The 16,293-nt window shown below is 64.1% G+C and carries 13 protein-coding genes; all 13 read left to right on the top strand.

Going from position 1 to position 16,293, the window contains the following annotated elements; translation table 11 throughout:
- Nucleotides 1-558: 558 nt before the first annotated feature.
- The 13 genes from MUB52_RS12845 (at nt 559) to MUB52_RS12785 (ending at nt 16,288) form a co-directional block, all read left to right on the top strand.
- A complete protein-coding gene (locus tag MUB52_RS12845) occupies nt 559-1,605 on the top strand; it encodes a LacI family DNA-binding transcriptional regulator (protein WP_263844628.1) in 1,047 nt (348 codons plus the stop codon).
- 66 nt (nt 1,606-1,671) lie between these two features.
- Entirely contained in the window at nt 1,672-2,475 is an 804-nt protein-coding gene (gene iolB / locus MUB52_RS12840) for a 5-deoxy-glucuronate isomerase (RefSeq protein WP_263844627.1), read from the top strand.
- On the top strand, nt 2,475-3,230 hold the full coding sequence (locus tag MUB52_RS12835; RefSeq protein WP_263844626.1) for an SDR family oxidoreductase: 756 nt from the start codon (nt 2,475-2,477) through the stop codon (nt 3,228-3,230). The genes iolB and MUB52_RS12835 overlap by 1 nt, the downstream gene beginning before the upstream one ends.
- 61 nt (nt 3,231-3,291) lie before the next feature.
- Nucleotides 3,292-5,229 (top strand): ABC transporter substrate-binding protein, encoded by a 1,938-nt coding sequence (locus tag MUB52_RS12830; protein ID WP_263844625.1) that lies wholly within the window; start codon nt 3,292-3,294, stop codon nt 5,227-5,229.
- Nucleotides 5,230-5,292: 63 nt separating this feature from the next.
- Nucleotides 5,293-6,285, top strand: coding sequence for an ABC transporter permease (locus MUB52_RS12825; protein WP_263844624.1), 993 nt, complete (start codon nt 5,293-5,295; stop codon nt 6,283-6,285).
- 7 nt (nt 6,286-6,292) lie between these two features.
- A complete protein-coding gene (locus MUB52_RS12820; protein ID WP_263844623.1) occupies nt 6,293-7,420 on the top strand; it encodes an ABC transporter permease in 1,128 nt (375 codons plus the stop codon).
- Nucleotides 7,421-7,425: 5 nt separating this feature from the next.
- Nucleotides 7,426-8,460, top strand: coding sequence for an ABC transporter ATP-binding protein (locus MUB52_RS12815; RefSeq protein WP_263844622.1), 1,035 nt, complete (start codon nt 7,426-7,428; stop codon nt 8,458-8,460).
- Nucleotides 8,457-9,488, top strand: coding sequence for an ABC transporter ATP-binding protein (locus MUB52_RS12810; RefSeq protein WP_263844621.1), 1,032 nt, complete (start codon nt 8,457-8,459; stop codon nt 9,486-9,488). Before MUB52_RS12815 ends, MUB52_RS12810 begins: the two co-directional genes overlap by 4 nt.
- 5 nt (nt 9,489-9,493) lie before the next feature.
- Nucleotides 9,494-11,311: a hypothetical protein gene (locus tag MUB52_RS12805; protein ID WP_263844620.1), complete on the top strand. Its 1,818-nt coding sequence runs from the start codon at nt 9,494-9,496 to the stop codon at nt 11,309-11,311.
- The gene (locus tag MUB52_RS12800; protein WP_263844619.1) at nt 11,308-12,435 is read left to right on the top strand and encodes a glycoside hydrolase family 88 protein; all 1,128 of its coding nucleotides are present in this window, start codon (nt 11,308-11,310) and stop codon (nt 12,433-12,435) included. The genes MUB52_RS12805 and MUB52_RS12800 overlap by 4 nt, the downstream gene beginning before the upstream one ends.
- A 137-nt stretch (nt 12,436-12,572) precedes the next feature.
- Nucleotides 12,573-14,024 (top strand): rhamnogalacturonan lyase family protein, encoded by a 1,452-nt coding sequence (locus MUB52_RS12795; RefSeq protein WP_263844618.1) that lies wholly within the window; start codon nt 12,573-12,575, stop codon nt 14,022-14,024.
- A 6-nt stretch (nt 14,025-14,030) separates the two neighbouring features.
- Nucleotides 14,031-15,131: a mandelate racemase/muconate lactonizing enzyme family protein gene (locus MUB52_RS12790; RefSeq protein ID WP_263844617.1), complete on the top strand. Its 1,101-nt coding sequence runs from the start codon at nt 14,031-14,033 to the stop codon at nt 15,129-15,131.
- A complete protein-coding gene (locus MUB52_RS12785; protein ID WP_263844616.1) occupies nt 15,128-16,288 on the top strand; it encodes an enolase C-terminal domain-like protein in 1,161 nt (386 codons plus the stop codon). Before MUB52_RS12790 ends, MUB52_RS12785 begins: the two co-directional genes overlap by 4 nt.
- Nucleotides 16,289-16,293 lie beyond the last annotated feature (5 nt).

Raw genomic sequence — 16,293 nt, 5'->3', positions numbered from 1 at the left:
CAATATGCGCCCACACGTCCCAAAACCCCCATCAGAGAAACCCACCATCAGTGGCCAAGACAAAAAGGGCCGGGCAGATCGCACTTGTGTGTCTTGGGTCCGCAGCCATTGCTCAGGTGACCGCCGCCAAGCCGATACCGCCTGCCTCCTTGTTGGAAAAGAACGCCGCAAGAACCGGCCGGACACAGGGTGAGACCCAAACGATCAAGCGGGAACTTGACGCGATGGACCGGGGACGCGTGACTGCACCCAGACAGCTCTTTGCCTTTGAGAGCGACACCGCATGGGTCAGAGAGGTCGAGCCGAACACCTCGAAGCGGTCACACCGTTTTGGGACAGGTTTGGCACGTCTCCGGGGGTATCTGGCAAAACTGACCATAAGACCTCTGATGAACGGCTTGGGATCGATCCACGAGCAGCCCAATATGGCTGTCGAAAAGCGACCGAAAGCACCCGTGTTACCGGGACGTGCTTCGACAATTCGCGCTCTCGACGGCTTGTCCCAGCCCCATACATCCTGCGACACACATATTTGATCCTTGCAAAAATTTGCAGCAGTTGCAGTATGCCAGCACCATTGAGAAACGAAGTAGAAGGCTGAAGACAGGCATGGCACGGAAGATCAGGCAAAGCGAGATCGCGAGGATCAGCGGGGTTTCCGTCTCGACGGTGTCCCGAGTGATGAATGGCTTGCCGGGGATCAGTGCCGAAGTGCGTGAACACGTTCAACGTGCAGCCGAAAGCCTGGGCTTGAAGCTTGAAACTCCGCTTCGGACAATAGCGTCCTCCGTCCTGGTTCTTGCCCCGATGACGGTGCTGTCCTCGCACGCGGGACAGTTCCACACCGATATCCTGTCCGGTGTCAGTCGCGCGGCGGGCGCTGCTGGAGTGTCACTGACATGTATGCCCCTCGGCGACACCGTCGAGACGGAGAGCGCGCTTGCGCGCGCCGATGGTGTGATACTCCTGTCGGTCGATACTCGGGAAACAATTGAGGCGGCGCAGAGGCTCGCAAAACCTGTAGTGCTGCTGAATGCCTTGGCCAACGCTGACGATGACGCGGTTGACGTTGTCCTGCCTGATAATTTTGGAGGCGGCGCAAAGGCTTGCAGATTTCTCACCGAGCTTGGGCATGATCGGATCGCGTGTCTGATGCATTCGGAACGGGAGACGATCAAGGAGCGTTTTGCGGGTGCCCGCAGCATACTGGGAGATGGGGCCCCATGCGAATACGTCCCACTGAGCCTGTCCGTCGATGATCTGTCTGGAAAGCTGAAAGCACTGCTGGACAGGACCGGTTTTACCGCTCTGCTCTGCTCGAACGACATCACCGCGATCGCAGCGATGCAGGCGCTCGGGCGGTTGGGACTATCTGTTCCCGGTGACGTTTCGATCGTTGGGTTTGACGATCTGCCACCGGCGGCGCTCTCACAGCCACCGCTCACGACAATCCGGATCGACCGCGAAGCGCTTGGCGGAGCGGCATTTCGCCAGCTTCTTGCGCGCATCGAAAACCACGCCGAACCGGCGATGCGCCAAATATTGTCCACCGAGCTTGTTGAACGTCACTCAACCGCGCCACCTGCACAAAAGGCGCAATCTTGAAAATTTTCTTGATTTTTTGCAAAAATTGCGTAAATTTGCGGTCAGTGCAATTATCGAGAGTGAGTTGTGGGACATCATTTTCACCATATGGAGGCGGGTAGCGGTCTGATCCCGTCGCAGGATCAGAGTTGTGCGCTGCTGAAGTTTTCGGTGATCAGGCTCGGTGCTGGCGAGCGGCTGGACGGTACGATGGAGGGCGCGCGCGAAGGTCTTCTTGTGATCCTGTCGGGTAAATGTCGCATGGAGGTCGCGGAAACCGACCTTGGTGTCATCGGGGAACGCGCAAATGTCTTCTCAGGACTGCCGCACAGTGTCTATCTGCCGCGCGGCACGACCTATTCGATCTGTGCCGAGACCGCCATGGAAGCGGCCTTGCCGACCGCACCTTCGGATCTGGACACAGAGCCCTACGTGATCGCACCCGAAGAGGTCAACACCGGTCGGTGGGGCACGCTGAACTATACAAGGCACTTCCGCGAAATCCTGGTTGCGCCTAACGGCCTGCCAGCGGCCAGCCTGATCGTGGGCGAGACGATCACGCCTTCGGGCAATTGGTCAACCTATCCTCCGCACAAACACGAGACCGACAATGGTGCCGAGAAGATGCATGAGGAAATCTACTACTTCCGCGTCTCCTCTCCCGACAGTTTCGGGATCATCCAGCATTACAGCCCGGTGCAGGGCTACGACCATATGCATCGGGTCGTCGACGACACCATGATCGCGATGCCGCATGGCTACCACACGTATGTCGGCGCTCCGGGGGCGCAAAGCTATTACCTCTGGGCCCTGGCGGGGCCGGACCGCGTGCAGGGGGCGAGCTTCGATCCGAAGCTCGGTTGGGTTCAGAAGACCGTCAGTATGATCTGATGGGGGCACTGGCGGGACGTGTTGCCTTGGTCACCGGCGGAGCGACGGGCATAGGCGCTGCAATCGCTATCGCCCTCGCCGATGCCGGCGCCGATGTGGCGGTGACCGCGAACGTCTCCGGCCCCGATCGGGTTCTGGACAGCATTCGAAGCGCCGGGCGACGCGGCACGGCGATCTCCGTTGATCTCGGTCGAATGGACGCCGCCGGAATGGACGGGCTCGTGCAGGCGACGGAGGCGGCGCTTGGGCCGGTGTCGATCCTGGTGAACAACGCCGGCATCATCCGGCGCGACGCTGCGGTCGACTACGGCGAGGCTGACTGGGACGATGTGCTGGATCTGAACCTGACATCGGTCTGGAAGCTAAGTCAGGCGGCGGGGCGGCGGATGGTGGCGCAGGGTCAGGGCGCGATCATCAACACCGCCTCGCTGCTGAGTTTTCAGGGTGGGGTCCGCGTGCCGGCCTATGCTGCCGCGAAGCACGGGGTCGCTGGGCTGACCCGCGCGCTGGCCAACGAATGGGCCGCGTCCGGGGTCAACGTGAATGCGATCGCGCCCGGCTACATCGAGACCGCAAATACCGAAGCTCTGCTGTCCGACGAGACGCGCAGCCGGCAGATACTCGAGCGGATTCCGGCGGGCCGATGGGGCCGGCCCGAAGATGTCGCGGGAACGGCAGTGTTTCTGGCCTCGCCGGCCGCAGCGTACCTTCACGGTCAGATCATAGCCGTGGACGGGGGGTGGATGGCGCGTTGAGCCGGGTCGAAACGGGATCATTCGAACCGGCGGGAGGGCCGGTGGCACAAGGGAGGAACACATGATGCAGTACGCAAAGTGGCTTGAAAGATCGCTGGCCTCAGCTGCGGTGCTGGCCGTGTCGGCGAGCCTCGCCGAAGCGGACTATGCAGAGGCCCCACAGTTGGCCGAACTTGTCGCCCAAGGCGAGTTGCCGCCGGTCGCGGAACGCCTGCCGGAAAATCCGCTGGTCGTCACGCCGCTCGAACGCATCGGGACCTACGGAGGCACCTGGAACGCGGTGCTGACCGGATCCGGCGACAAGGTATGGCTGACGCGGACGGTCGGTTACGAAAACCTGGTCCGTTGGAACCCGGAATGGACATCGGTCATCCCGAATGTCGCGGATTCCTGGGAGGTGTCCGAAGATGGCCGCGAATACACATTCAATCTCAGGAAGGGCATCCGCTGGTCGGACGGCGATCTCTTCGACACCGAAGACATCGCCTTTGCCTGGACCGATGTGCTGACCAACCCCGAACTGGCCTCACCGCCCTCGTTCCTGATGGACGGGGATCAGCCGCCGGCGCTGGAGATCATCGATGCGCATACCTTCAGGCTGATCTTCACCGAGCCGAAGGGGCTGCTTTTGGATCATCTGGCTCATGGCAACGCGGATATGTTCACGCGGTATCCATCGCACTACCTGAAACCGTTTCACAAATCCTACGCCGAGGATATCGACGCGAAGGTGGCCGAGGCGGGTGTGGGCACCTGGGTCGACCTTTTCAACCAGAAGGTTTCCGATATCTCGCCGTCCTTCGGGTGGAGAAACACAGAGCTGCCGACGCTGTTTCCCTGGCGCCAGCTGACCCCATACGACGGCTCCTCCGCGGTCGTCAGTTTCGAACGCAACCCGTGGTACTGGAAGGTCGACCCCGACGGCAATCAGCTTCCCTATATCGACGCGGTCAGGTTCCAGGTCACCCAGGACCGCGAAGTCACGCTGCTTAAGGCGATTTCCGGCGAGATCGATTTCCAGTGGAGGCGGATCAACGGCACCAAGGAGCGCCCGATCCTGTTCGAGAATGCCGAGAAGGCGGGCTACAACTTCCACGCGCGTCTCAACGCGAACATGAACACGGGCGTGTTCTTCCTGAACCTGACCAATCCCGATCCGGTCAAGCGCGAGATCTATCGCAACCGCGACTTCCGCATTGCGCTCAGCCACGCGATCAACCGGCAAGAGATCATCGACACGGTCTATGCGGGCCTCGGCGAGCCCTATCAGGTCGCTCCCCGTCCCGAGAGCGTCTATTACGACGAGGCCTTCGCAAAGCAGTACACCGAGCATGATCTCGAGAAAGCCAACGCGCTTCTCGACGGGCTGGGCTATGCCGATCGCGACAGCGGCGGCACCCGGCTGGGGCCCGACGGCAAGCCGATCCGCATCGTCTTCGAAGTCGCGTCCGGCAAGGATTTCGTGGATCTCGGCCCACTTCTGGAGCAACAGCTGGCGGCTGTTGGCATCGATCTGGAAGTGCGCGAGATCGAGCGTTCCCTCTACGAGACCAAGCTGACAGGCAATGAGTTGGATGCCGGTATGTGGGATGGCGATGGCGGACTGGGCATCGAGCTCGATCCGCGGTGGTACTTCCCCTACAACTTCGAAAGCTCCTTCGCGGATCTGTGGTCGGACTGGTACACCGCCGGTGGCCTGGAGGGAGAGGCGCCGCCCGCGCCGGCACAGCGCCAGATGGAGCTCTTCGACATGGTTCAGGCAGAGCCCGACCTGGACGCGCGCCGGGCGCTGATGCGCGAATTGCTCGAGATCTCGAAGGAAGAGTTCTGGGCGATCGGCATCGCCCTTCCGAGCGTTGCCTACGGCATCACCAGCAAGCGCCTCTACAACGTGCCGGCGGTCTTCCCGGGCTCCTTCGCCTATCCCGATCCCGCGCCGGTCAACCCGTTCACCTTCTTCTACGGCGAGCCGCGCGATATCATGCCGTATCAACCCTGACCTCCCGACCTGTCCCGGGTGGCGTCCTGCCACTCGGGGGCTTTTCCAGAAGGACGCAACGCCATGGGCGGTTACATCTTCAATAGGGTCCTGTGGGCAGTCCCGATCCTCTTCGGCGCCTCGGTGCTGTCCTTCGCGATCATCCAGTTGCCGCCGGGCGATTATCTGACCGCGGTGATGGCTTCGATGCGGTCGACCGGCGAAAGTGTGGAGCAATCGCAACTGGTCATGCTGCGGGAGCGCTACGGGCTGGATGATCCGATGATCGTCCAATACTGGAAATGGATTTCCGGCATCGTCCTGCGCGGGGATTTCGGCCAGAGCTTCATCTACAACCGTCCCGTGGACGAGTTGCTCTGGGAACGGCTTGGTCTGACCTTCGTTCTCGCCTTCGCGTCGATGATCTTCGTCTGGCTGGTCGCGTTTCCCATTGGGGTCTACTCGGCGATGCGGAAGTACTCCGTCGGCGACTATGTGATGACCTTCATCGGGTTTCTGGGGCTGGCCACGCCGAATTTTCTCATCGCGCTGATCCTGATGTATGTCTCCTTCACCGTCTTCGGCACCTCGGCGGGCGGTCTCTTCAGCCCGGAATTTGCCGATGCGCCGTGGTCCTGGGCCCGGTTCTGGGACATGATGGGCAAGATCTGGATCCCGGTCGTGGTGATCGGCACGGCAGGCACGGCCAGCCTCATTCGCATCGTGCGGGCCAACATGCTCGACGAACTGCCTCGACCCTATGTCGAGGCCGCCCGTGCGCGCGGTCTGAGTGAGACCCGTGCAACCGTGAAATACCCGTTGCGCGTCGCGCTGAACCCCTTCGTCTCCCGTCTCGGCTGGGAACTGCCTGATCTCGTCTCCGGCGCCACGATCACCGCCATCGTGCTGAGCCTTCCGACGACCGGACCGCTGCTGCTCGAAGCACTGCTGGCGCAGGACATGTATCTGGCCGGGTCGTTCATCTTCATGCTGTCGGTGCTGACCGTCATCGGCACGCTTCTGTCCGACTTGCTGCTGGCCTGGCTCGACCCCCGGGTCCGCCACGGTCTGATGTGAGGGGGCCATGAGCGACACAACGCACCCCCCTGCCGCCGAACGCCGCGTGGACGTGGCCGGTCAGTGGACGCTGATGTGGTGGAAGTTCCGCCGGCACAAGCTGGCGCTCTGGTCCGGCGTGTTTGTTCTGTTCATTTACGTCATTGCGCTTTTCGCGTCCTTCGTCGCGCCCAAGGATCCCAATGCCTACGCCGCGCGCTACGCCTATGTCCCGCCGATGAAGGTCGCGTTCATGGACCGGGATTCGGAGGGCAACCGGACCTTCGGCTTTCACACCCATGGCTGGAAGGTCGAGACCGACCCATTGACGCTGCAGAAGAACTTCGCGCCCGATCCCGACGTGCGGATCGATCTGCGCTTCTTCGCCCCGGCGCCGGAGCCCTATGTGCTTTGGGGTGTGTTGCCGATGAACCGCGTGCTCTTCGGTCCGGCGGATGCCACGCAGCCGTTTTATCCGCTCGGAGCGGACCGTCTCGGGCGCGATGTCTACTCGCGCGTCATTCATGGCAGCCAGGTGTCGATGACCGTCGGGCTTGTGGGGGTCGGCATCAGCCTCGTGCTCGGGATCGTGCTCGGCGGGATTTCTGGCTATTTCGGAGGCTGGGTCGACAATATCGTCCAGCGCAGCATCGAGTTTCTGAAATCGATCCCGCAGATCCCGCTCTGGATGGGGCTGGCCGCGGCGATCCCGGCCTACTGGTCGCCGATTGCGGTCTATTTCATGGTCACGGTGATCCTGTCGCTCATCGGTTGGACCGGGCTGGCGCGCGAGGTGCGCGGCCGCTTCCTCGCGCTCAAATCCGAGGATTTCGTGACCTCCGCGCGCCTCGACGGCTGTCCGGAGCTGCGGATCATCCTGCGCCACATGGTGCCGTCTTTCTCGTCCCACATCATCGCCACGCTGACCCTCGCGGTCCCAACGATGATCCTTGCCGAGACGGCGCTGTCGTTTCTCGGTATCGGCCTGCGCCCGCCGGTGGTCAGTTGGGGCGTGCTCATGCAGGAGGCGCAGAACGTACGCACCATCGCCACTGCGCCGTGGCTCTTTGCGCCGGGCGTCGCGGTCGTCGTGACGGTGCTGGCGCTCAACTTCTTCGGGGACGGTCTGCGCGATGCGGCCGACCCCTACGCGTGATGCCGATGCCTGACTCAGCCGACAACCTGATCGAAGTGCGCGATCTCTCCTGCCATTTCTTCACCGAGGAAGGGGTGGTGCGCAGCGTTGATCAGTCGTCCTTCGATCTGCCGCGCGGCAAGACCTTGTGCATCGTCGGCGAGTCCGGATCGGGCAAATCCGTCACCGCGCGCGCGCTCATGGGGCTGACCCGCGAGCCCGGCAAGATCGTCAGCGGGCAGATGCTCTATCGCCCCGCGCCGGGTGTGGTGCCGATCGACCTCGCGGCGGAACGCTCGGGCGGGCAGCTCTATCGCAGCCTGCGCGGGGCCGCATTCGGGATGATCTTTCAGGAACCCATGGCCGCGCTATCGCCCGTGCACACGATCGGGACGCAGCTGCTCGAGGGCGTTCTGACGCATGAGGCCTGTTCGCGGGCCGAAGCCCGCAATCGCGGGATCGACGCCTTGCAGCGCGTGGGTATTCCAGAACCCGAGCGCCGCTTCGACCAATACGGATTCGAGCTCTCGGGCGGCATGCGCCAGCGGGCGATGATCGCGATGGCACTGGCCTGCCGGCCGGCACTGCTGATCGCCGACGAACCGACCACTGCGCTCGATGTGACCACACAGGCCAACATTCTGGACCTGATCGCCGATCTGCAGGCCGAGACCGGAATGACGGTGATGTTCATCACCCATGACTTGGGCGTGGTGGCCGAAATCGCCGACGAGGTGGCGGTGATGTATCTGGGCCGCGTCGTCGAACGCGGCGATGTCGACACGATCTTTCATGCGCCGGCGCACCCCTATACCGAAGCGCTGCTGAACGCGATGCCATCGGTGCATGCGCGCAGGGGCACCCGTTTGCCGGCCATTCCGGGGATGGTGCCGCATCCTTTCGCGCGGCCATCGGGGTGCGGCTTTCATCCGCGCTGCCACCGCTTCGTCGATGGCCTTTGCAACCGGCGCGAACCCGAACCGGTCGATCTCGGCGCGGGGCACGTGGCGCGCTGCCTGCGGCTCGAGAACAGCAAGGATCAAAAGGAGGCTGCGGAATGACACCGATCCTCAGCGTACGGCACCTCAAGAAACACTATCATCTCAAGAAGCCCAGCCTGTTCAGCGCTGCACAGCCGTCGGTCAAGGCGGTGGACGATGTCTCGTTTGACATATTGGAAGGCGAGACGCTGAGCCTGGTGGGCGAATCCGGCTGCGGCAAGACCAGCCTCGGCCAGACGATCATGCGCGTGCACGCCGTCACCTCCGGCGAGGTGCTCTATCGCATGAGCGACGGCCGAGAGGTCGATCTGGCCGCGGCCTCCGGCAAGACGCTGAAGGCGATCCACCGCGAGGTGCGCATGATCTTCCAGGACCCGAACGGGTCGCTGAACCCGCGGATGAACGTGCGCGATATCGTCGGTGAGCCGATCCGCATGGCCGAGGGGCTGTCGGGGCGTGCGCTGGACGATCGCGTGTCCGACCTGCTCGGCAAGGTCGGTCTTCGGCCCGAATACCTGACCCGCTATCCACACGCGTTCTCCGGCGGAGAGCGTCAGCGCATCGGCATCGCCCGCGCCCTGGCGCTCAACCCCCGCCTTGTGGTCGCGGACGAGGCGGTCTCGGCGCTGGACGTGTCGATCCAGGCGCAGACGTTGAACCTTCTGGCCGATCTCAAGGAGGAGTTCGGCCTGACGTTTCTCTTCATCGCGCATGACCTGTCGGTCGTCCGGCACATCTCCGACCGCGTGGCGGTGATGTATGTGGGGCGGATGGTGGAGCTGACGGAGACCGAAGCGCTCTTCACCCGGCCGCGTCATCCTTACACCGAGGCGCTCCTGTCGGCGGTGCCGATCCCCGATCCGCGGATGCGCTCGAAACGGCGGCGCGTGCGCCTGCCGGGCGAAGTCGCAAGCCCCATCAACCCGCCCTCCGGATGCGCGTTTCATCCGCGCTGCCGGTTTGCGTCCGAGATCTGCAAGATTGAGGCGCCGCAGCTGAGGACCGTCGATGGCGGACTGGTCGCGTGCCACCACGCCGAAGACCTGACGCTCGACGGGGTCGACAGCCTGGGGGTCGCGGCGGAATGACGGCCATGTCCAGCCCCCGTTCCGCCGGTGAGATCGCACGGATCCTGCGCGAAACCAAGGGCAAGGCATCGCTGCCCGTGCATGCTGACCGTCAAGCCTGGGCCCGACTGGCCCGCCAGCACATCGCGAGCGAGGTCATCGCCAAGGCCGAGGCCGTCCGGACCAAAGCGATCCCGCCCTTGCCGCTGACGCTCTTTCTCGACTACCACCGCACGGGGCGCCGGGAGGGGTACGAGGCCCCCATGGACGCCCGCCGCGACCGGCTGACCTGGATGGCACTGGCGGAGGGGCTCGAAGGACAGGGGCGCTTCCTCGATCCCATTCACGACATGCTCGATGCGATCCTCACCGAGCCGACATGGGTCGTACCGGCCCATGGTGGCGAATTCACCGACGGCCTGCCGCTGCCGGAGCTTCAGGTCATCGATCTGTGGTCGGCGATGGCCTGCCTTCTGGTTGCTGAAGTGGATCACATGCTCGGCGACAGCCTGCACCCCGCCCCGCGCGCGCGCCTGCGCCGCGCGGTAGAGGCCCGCGGGGTCGCGCCGTTGCTGGCGCGCGACGACATGTTCTGGATGGGCGCGCGGGAGATGGGCCGATCCAGCCCCAACTGGGCGCCGGTCTGCGCCGGGCTGACCGCGGCCGCTGCGATCTACCTTGAGGCCGATTGCGACAGGCTTGCCGCTGTGCTGGCCAAAGCGCTTCGCGAGCTTGAGCATTATCTGGCCAGCTTCCCACCGGATGGCGGATGCGCCGAGGGCGTGGGCTACTGGGAAAAGGGCGTTTTCGCTTATGCGTGCTTTGCAGACCTGATCGCGGCCCGCACCGAAGGGCGCATCGACCCCTTGCTTGCCCCGCACATGCGCCAGGTCGCCCGTTTCCCGGCACGCATTCAGCTCGGACCGCAGCGCTATCCGCTGTTTTCGGACAATGTGTCCAACCGGATCGTCCAGACGGCCCTGCTGCGTCATCTCGGAACCCGACTGGAGCTGCCGGAGTTGCACGCGCTGGACCCCTGCACCGATGCGGAGCGGACGCACACGCTGCGCTACCCGGCCGAACAGATCCGCGATTTCCTCTGGTGGGAGGAGGCGGATACCACGTGCCAGCCGGCGCCGCGCGACTGGCTTCCCGACACGCAGATCTTCGTTGCGCGCCTGCACCCGGGCAAATCTGGGGCATTGGCGCTCGCTGCGAAGGGCGGCACGAACGGCGAGCCGCACAATCACAACGATGTGGGTTCATTCGTGATTTCACTCGGCACGCAAACGCCGGTCGCCGAGATCGGAGCGGGGCTCTACAGCCGGCAGGCCTTCGATCCCGCCCTGCGCTACGAGATGCCGAACTATGGCTCGCACGGACATTCGGTGCCCGAGGTGAACGGCCACCGGCAGGCGTTCGGACATGCGTTTGCCGCCCGCGATGTCACATGCGAGGGCGACCGGCTGCTCATGGATATCGCGGCCACCTATCCGCGGCAGGCGGGTGTGAAGCGCCTGATCCGGAGGCTTGTGCTCGACCGACCTGCGGGTGCCGTTCATTTGCGTGATCAGGCTGAGTTCGTCGCAACGGGAGAGCTGACATCGGTGCTCATCACGCAGGCCACGATCGAGGATCTCGGACCGGGCCACCTGGCGCTGGGGCCGCTCCTGGTGAGTTTCGATCCCGCCTTGGGTGTCGAGATCGAGGCGTTGCCTCCGATCACGACGCGCGACGGTCGAACCGAGCGCTTCCAGCGTATCTGCCTGTCGCCGTCCGGGCCGACGGGATCAACAGAGATCAACGTCACGTTCCTCCCACGGTATCAAGGAGACACACAATGAACCTCGCGCCTCGTGAGGTCGCGCCGCCCGATTGGGTGGCCACCGCTTACGGCGGCGCGCGCGCCAAGCTCGACCAGCTGGTCGCCAAGGCCGGTGCCGCGTTCCTGCACGCCACCGTCGACGGGCGGTATCCGATGGATCTCGCCTGGTGGTGGACGTCCGGGTTCTGGCCGGGCCTGATCCGGCTGAGGCTGAACGACGGCCCAGACGCGCGCCTTGCCGATCTCGCGCGTCAGGCCGAAGATCAGCTCTTTGCCCTCATCGATCATGCGTGGTTTCACGAGCTGCACCATGATGTCGGGTTCCAGTTTCAGCCCACGGCCGTGATGCGGTTCAAGCAGACCGGCGCGGAGGATGCGCGGCGGCGCGGGTTGGTGGCGGCCAATCTGCTGATGGGACGCTTCAACGTCGCCGGCGGGGTGATCGAGGCCTGGAACGCGGAAAACCGGCGTGGCTATTCAATCATCGACACCTTTATGAACCTGCCGCTGCTCTTCTGGGCGAGCGAGGTGACGGGCGAGCCGCGCTTTGCGAACCTGGCACGGGGGCATCTGTCCCGCGCGATCCCCGAATTCATTCGCGCGGACGACACAACGCACCACATCGTGGAGTTCGACCAGAGAAGTGGCGCGCGCGTTGCCGCACATGGCGGTCAGGGTTACGCGGCCGACAGCGCCTGGTCGCGGGGCCAGTCCTGGGCCGTCTACGGCCTGGCGATCGCTGCCCGGTATACTGGCCACGCCGGTTATCGGGAAAAGGCGCGAACGGTGGCGGACAGGTTTCTTGAGATGAATGCTCCGCACGGGGTCCCACCCTGGGATTTCCGGGCGCCTGACGCCGTGACGGCACCGCGCGACAGCTCAGCTGCCGCCGTGACCGCCTGCGGCCTTCTCGAACTTGCCCGCCTCGGCTGCCCGCGGGCCCGCGGTGAAGCCGAGGCCCTGATCCGGACCCTGACCGAGCGCTGCACGGCCTTCGACGATCCGGCGCAGGACGGCCTGCTGTTGCATGCGACCGGCAAGCTGCCGCAGGACCAGTGGATCGATGTAAGCCTGATCTACGGCGACTACTACTATTACGAGGCGCTGCAGCGCCTTGCCGGAACGGAGGAGACCTGCTGGTGAACACGCGCATGCTCCGGTGCCGGTCCACTGAACGCGTGCCGCGGCGCGATCATGCCGCAGCCATCCTGATGAGCAGACGCATCTGCTCCGCAGCGAGACGACCCATCGCGCTGGGAGCTTAACCGAGGGAGAAAGACATGAAGCCTTATCTATCGCTTGCCTTTGTGCTGGCGGCCGCTCCTGCTTTGGCCGGAGAGCTGCCTGCACCTGAACTCAAACTGCACCTGGACCTGTCGTCCTTCGCGCCCGAAGGCGCCTATTTCAGAGGATCATCCGCCCATTTCGGGGACCTCGACAACGATGGAGATCCGCGCGATTTCATTCGCCATGTGAACTCGAACCGCATGCAGGCGTTCCGGTTCACCGGTGACGGTGTGGAGTTGCTGTGGGACTATGAAGCAGGGTTCGATCTGCCCTTGCCCTCCAACCGGTACTTCTACAAATACGTGATCTGGGACCTCGACGGCGACGGTCTGTCGGAGGTTGCGGGCGCCTTTGCCACCGAGCGCGGGAGCATGGAAATGCGAGTGGTCGACGGCGCGACGGGCGCGGTCAAGCACCGAGCAGAGCTCGATATTGCGAATCCCAAATCGCACCACGCGAAACGCTCTCTTCGTGTGAAGACCATCGTCGCAGACCTGACTGGCGACGGCACCCCGTCCGAGCTGCTGCTGATCGACGAGCGCAATTCCGATGGCAGGCTCCGCGCTTTCTCAGCGGATCTGACGCTCCTGTGGGCGACGGCGGACGATGATGCGGGGATCATCCCAGCGCATTACCCCTGGGCCTACGATCTGAACGGGGACGGCGCGCAGGAGGTCATTGGCCGTCACCTCTTCGGTCCGGACGGCGCTCAGGGCATGCGGCTCACCCCCGAGGCCTGGCTTGGTGAGGGCCATTACTACGACCATCTCGACAAGGTGATCGTCGCGGATCTCATCCCGGATCGCGATGGTGAGGAACTCGCCCTGTCCTACGAGGGGCTCCACGCCAAAGTGCTCGACCCGGTCACCGGGGAAACGCTTTGGGAGAGCCCCGGCGTTCATGACGACGCCAAGCTTCTCGTCGCCGGTGAGTTCTTCCCCGACAGTCCCGGACTGGAGCTGACCGTGGAATGGGCGCTCGGCGACGACGAAAAGCAGATGGTGGTCCTCTCGGGCACAGGGGAGGAGTTGTTCCGGGGCGACAAGCACTTCAGCTCGGGCTATGCAATCGACTGGGATGGCGACCGCAGCGTGGACGAGGTCTTCGAGGGTGAGTACGGGATCATCGTCAACGTCGCCAGCAACGCCAAGCTCGAAATCCGCGAAAACTACAGGGCAGCCGTCTTCAGCCACCATGCGGAGGACATGCGGCTCTACATGCATGCCGTCGACCTGATCGGCGACTACCGCGAAGAAGTCGTGGTCTTCGACGAGAACGAGATGCTGGTCTACGGCGCCGCCGGTCCGGCACCGGCCGAGTTGCCCTCGCCGTGGGATGATCCGGCCTACCGGTTGTCGGTCGCCAACCAGATGTCGGACAATCACTCGGAACGCCCGTTCCTCGACATGCGCGGGTTGGGTGCGGCGCAGACCGCAGTAAGGTGACGGCGCATGGGCACGTCTGTTATCGATCGGATCGAGACATGGGCGCTTCCCGAATGCCTCGTCGTGAAAGTTACCGACCGCGACGGGGCGACGGGCTGGGGCCAGACGGCGGCTCTCGCCTCGGAGGTGACCGCCGTTGCGCTCGACCGGCTCGTCATTCCGCGCGTTCTGGGGCGTGCAGCAGATACCCGCGCGGTGTCGGAGCATGTCTGGAACAACGCCTACAAGTTTCGCGGATCGTTTCTGGCGCGCGCATTGGCGGGCGTCGACACCGCGCTCTGGGATCTTGCGGGCAAGCGGGCGGGCGCACCGGTCTGGGCCTTGTTGGGCGCGTCTGCCGCCCGCGACATTCCCGTCTACCTGTCGCGCCGGACGCGCAAGACCACTCCGGAGGAGGAAATCGAGGGCATCCGGGCCGAGGTCGCCGCCAACGGCTACACGGCGGTCAAGGTGCAGGTCGGCTGGCGCCTGGGCGGCACGGTGGAAGGACATGAAGAGCGGACCGAACAGCTGATCCCGGCGTTGCGCGCTGCGTTTCCGCAGATGCGCCTGTCAGGCGATGCCAACGGCGGATACGACCCGGACGCCGCTATCGTGACGGGCCGGCTGATGGAAGCCCATGACTTCTATCACTTCGAGGAACCATGCCCCTTCGATGATATGATCGGGACGGCGCGCGTGGCCAAGACCCTCTCCATGGCCGTGTCGGGTGGCGAGCAGGACAATGACATGGGGAAGTTCCGCGTCATGGCCCGCGACGGAGTGGTGGATATCCTGCAATGCGACTTGGCCTATATCGGTGGTCTGTCGCGCTGTCTTCAGGCGACCACGATCGCGCAAGAGGCAGGGCTGCCCCTGATGCCGCATTGCCCGACCATGTCGATGCTCCAGATCTTCACCCTTCACCTTCTGACGTCGCTGCCGGACCACACGGAAGCCCATGAATGGCGCGGGCGGCTCGATCGTCAGCCCTGGGCGGAAGAGATCTACACCCCGCTTCCCGAGGTGCATGGTGGGGTGACGCGGGCGCCCGATGGTCCCGGCTGGGGTGTCGAGCTGAACCACGATCTGCTCGAACGGTCTCCCTACAAGGACTATCGCCTATGAAGGCGCTTGCGATCACCAGCGTCCGGCTGATCCGCTTTCGGACCGAGACGGTCAAAGAAAAGGACAGCGACGGTCACGATCACCCCTGCGCCCCGCGCCCGACAACGCTGGCCCTGCTCTCGATCGACACCGATGCGGGTGTGACCGGTGAGGTTCTCTGCCCTCCGAGCGTGCTGCGCGCAGAGTTGCTTGAGGCGTACATCCGGCCGATTCTTCTTGACCAGAACCCGTTCGACCGGGAGCGGCTCTGGCAGGCAATGGCGCGCTGGCAGCGCGGCGCGGCCCAGCAACTCACGGACAAGGCCATCGGCTACGTGGACCATGCGCTTTGGGATCTTGCGGGCAAGGCGCTCGGCCTGCCGGTCTGGCGCCTGATCGGCGGTGCGCGCAACAAAGTGCCGGCCTATGGCAGCACGATGTGCGGTGATGAGCGAAAGGAGGGACTCGCGACGCCCGAGGATTATGGGCACTTTGCCGAGGCGCTTGTTGCGCGGGGGTATCAGGCGATCAAGTTGCATACCTGGATGCCGCCCGTCTCCTGGGCACCATCGGTCCGGATGGATATCGCCGCCTGCGCGGCTGTGCGCGAGGCCGTGGGATCCGACATTGCCCTCATGCTCGACGCCAACCATTGGTATTCGCGCACCGAGGCCCTGACCCTAGGGCGGGGGATCGAGGCGCTTGGCTACCTTTGGTACGAGGAACCGATGGAGGAGGCCTCGACATCTTCGTACCGCTGGCTGTCGCAGCAGTTGAGCATTCCCGTGATCGGACCGGAAAGTGCGCCGGGCAAGCATTTCACGCGGGCGGAATGGGCGGCGTCCGGCGCCTGCGATGTGCTGCGCACCGGCGTGAATGACGTCGGAGGCATCACGCCTGCGATCAAATGCGTCCATCTCGCGCAAAGCTTCAACATGGAGATCGAGGTGCATGGCGGCGGTGTCGGCAACCTCGCCCTGATTGGAGGCACAGGCGCGGGACGCTACTACGAGAGGGGGCTTCTGCACCCGTTTCTCGATCATGATGCGCCGCCCCCGCATCTGACGGCGATCCCGGATCCGATGGATGCGGATGGCCTCGTGCATCTCTCCGAGGCACCGGGTCTCGGAGACGCGCTCGATCGGGATTTCATCGCGGCCAATACCCTGCCGGATTGAAGTGG

The organism is Roseobacter sinensis (genome assembly GCF_025755255.1).
Lineage (GTDB): Bacteria > Pseudomonadota > Alphaproteobacteria > Rhodobacterales > Rhodobacteraceae > Roseobacter > Roseobacter sinensis.
This window is presented reverse-complemented; position numbering and strand designations above follow the sequence as displayed.